Below are 2437 nucleotides of genomic sequence, written 5' to 3' on the forward strand. Positions count from 1 at the left end.
CCGCCAGGTCGCGCTCGCCGGCGACTGCGCGGTGTGCCACACCGCGCCGGGCGGCGCGACCCACGCGGGCGGGCTCGCGCTCGATACGCCGTTCGGCACGATCTATACGACGAACCTCACGCCCGATCCGGAAACCGGCATCGGCACATGGTCGTATCCGGCGTTCGCACGCGCGATGCGCGAAGGCATCTCGCGCGACGGCACGCACCTGTACCCGGCGTTCCCGTACACGGCGTTCGCGAAGCTGAGCGAGCCGGACCTGCTCGCGCTCTATGCGTACCTGATGTCGCAGCCGCCGGTGAAGCACGTGCCGCCGAAGACGAAGCTGCCGTTCCCGCTCGACCAGCGGCGTCTCGTCGCCGGCTGGAACTGGCTGTTTCACGATGCGCGGCCGTTCGCGCCGGACCCGGCGCGCTCCGCGATGTGGAATCGCGGCAAGTACCTGGTCGACGGCGCCGGGCACTGCGGCGCGTGCCACACGCCGCGCAATGCGCTGGGCGCGGAAAAGGGCGGCTTCGCGTACCTGTCGGGCGGTGAAGCCGAGGGATGGGTGGCGCCGCCGCTCGTCGCATCGCCGGCTGCGCCGGTGCCGTGGACCGAAGGCGCGCTGTTCGACTACTTGCGCACGGGTTTCTCCGCGCAGCACGGCGTCGCGGCCGGGCCGATGGCCCCCGTCGTCGCGGGGCTCGCGTCGCTGCCCGAGGCCGATGTCCAGGCGATCGCGCACTATCTCGCGTCGTTGTCGCCGCCCGTCGATGCAGCGGCGGCCGCCGACGCGGCCGCCCGGCAGGCGCGCGGCGCGGAAGCCGTCGCGACGCTCGGCCTCGAGAGCGGTCGCCGTGCGTTCGACGCCGCGTGCGCGGTCTGTCACGCGGAATCGGGCGGCGTCGGGCATTTTGGCGTACGCCCGCTGATGGGGCTCAACACGAGCGTCAGCCAGGCCGCGCCGGACAACCTGCTGCGCGTGCTGCATCACGGGATCGACCAGCCGGCCACCGGCGCGCTCGGCTACATGCCGGGCTTCGCCGATGCGTTCGACGACCGGCAGATGGCCGAACTCGCCGCGTACATCCGCGCGCGCTACGCGCCGGGGCAGCCGGCGTGGCGGAACCTCGCGGAAGCATCGGCAAGGATCAGGCGGGAAGCCGCGCACTGATCGGGGGGAAAGCATCATGCGGCGGGGTGATCGGACAAAACTACCCGCTTGCGGCATCTGGCCCGGAAATGGGGCGGAAATATTGCCCCATTTTCATCATCGTTTAACCATTCGAAACAATGTGTTCACCGAAAGGGGCATGATCTCCGGCGATCGAGCAGGCATACTGTCGCCTATGTTGTTCAATGCGCGTCGAACGGCGCGCGCTTGCCCCCCATGTCCACTCCAGTTTCCTTTCGAACCTTGCGATGGTTGACCGTCGCGGCTGTTGCATGCTTGCTCGCCGCGTGTTCGACCGCTTCCGACGTGACCGCGACGTCGAACCCGAACGTGTTCACCGTGACGACGCGCACGGTCGGCGTGTCGACGACGTGGGCCGACGCCCACACGAAGGCCGTCGACGAAGCCACCAACTACTGCACGCAGCGCGGCATGCGCGCGAGCATGAAGCAGGAATCGCTGACCGGCGGCAGCCGTGTCGGCGCGCGCTCCGAACTCGCGTTCGAGTGCCATCCGACCTTCGAGACGGCGTCGAACCCGCGCGGTTGAACGGCCGGCGGCGTTGATGCGCCGTCGCCGCCCACGCTTTTCTTCCCCCCGCATGCAAAACGACCCGCGATGCCGTTCACGCACATCGCGGGTCGGCGCACGTCCGGCGCAGGCTGCGGCGGTTACGCCGGCTGCGCCTCGTACAGCTTCACGCACGCGGAGAAGTCGAGCGTGCCGATCCCCTGCTGGCTCATCGACTGATAGAGCTGCTGTGCGAGCGCGCCCATCCACACTGGCTGGTGCGCGCTCCGTGCCGCTTCGGTCGCGAGCCCGAGATCCTTCAGCATCAGGTTCGCCGCGAACCCGCCCGCGTAGCCGCGCGCGGCCGGCGCCGTGTCGCTCACGCCCGGATACGGGTTGTACGTGTCCGAGCTCCAGCAGCGGCCGGTCGACGTATTGATGATGCCGGCCAGCACGGCGGGATCGATGCCGAGCGCGGCGCCGAGCGCCATCGCTTCCGACACGCCCATCATCGAGATTCCGAGCAGCAGGTTGTTGCAGATCTTCGCGATCTGCCCGGTGCCCGTGGCGCCGCAGTGCACGACGTTCTTGCCCATGTCGAGCAGCACGGGGCGGATGCGCTCGAACAGCGCGGCGTCCGCGCCGACCATGAAGGTCAGCGTGCCGGCCTGCGCGCCGCCGGTGCCGCCCGACACGGGCGCGTCGGCGAGCGGGAAGCCGCGTGGTGCGGCGGCATCGGCCACCGCGCGCACGGTGCCGGGATCGATCGTG

The 2437-nt window shown here is 70.0% G+C and carries 3 protein-coding genes; 2 read left to right on the forward strand and 1 reads right to left on the reverse strand.

Annotated elements, in window-relative coordinates; genetic code table 11:
• On the forward strand, positions 1–1156 hold a 1156-nt coding region (locus G3N64_RS38835; protein WP_205788860.1), incomplete at its 5' end, for a cytochrome c.
• 216 nt (positions 1157–1372) lie between these two features.
• On the forward strand, positions 1373–1705 hold the full coding sequence (locus tag G3N64_RS38840) for a hypothetical protein (protein ID WP_205788861.1): 333 nt from the start codon (positions 1373–1375) through the stop codon (positions 1703–1705).
• Between the two features lie 122 nt (positions 1706–1827).
• On the opposite strand, the gene mmsB is transcribed toward G3N64_RS38840, so the two are convergent.
• Positions 1828–2437 (reverse strand): 3-hydroxyisobutyrate dehydrogenase (gene mmsB, locus G3N64_RS38845; RefSeq protein WP_205788862.1); only part of this gene is annotated, 610 nt, incomplete at its 5' end.

Origin of the sequence: Burkholderia sp. Ac-20344, assembly GCF_017104975.1 — a bacterium.
Taxonomy (GTDB): Bacteria; Pseudomonadota; Gammaproteobacteria; order Burkholderiales; family Burkholderiaceae; genus Burkholderia.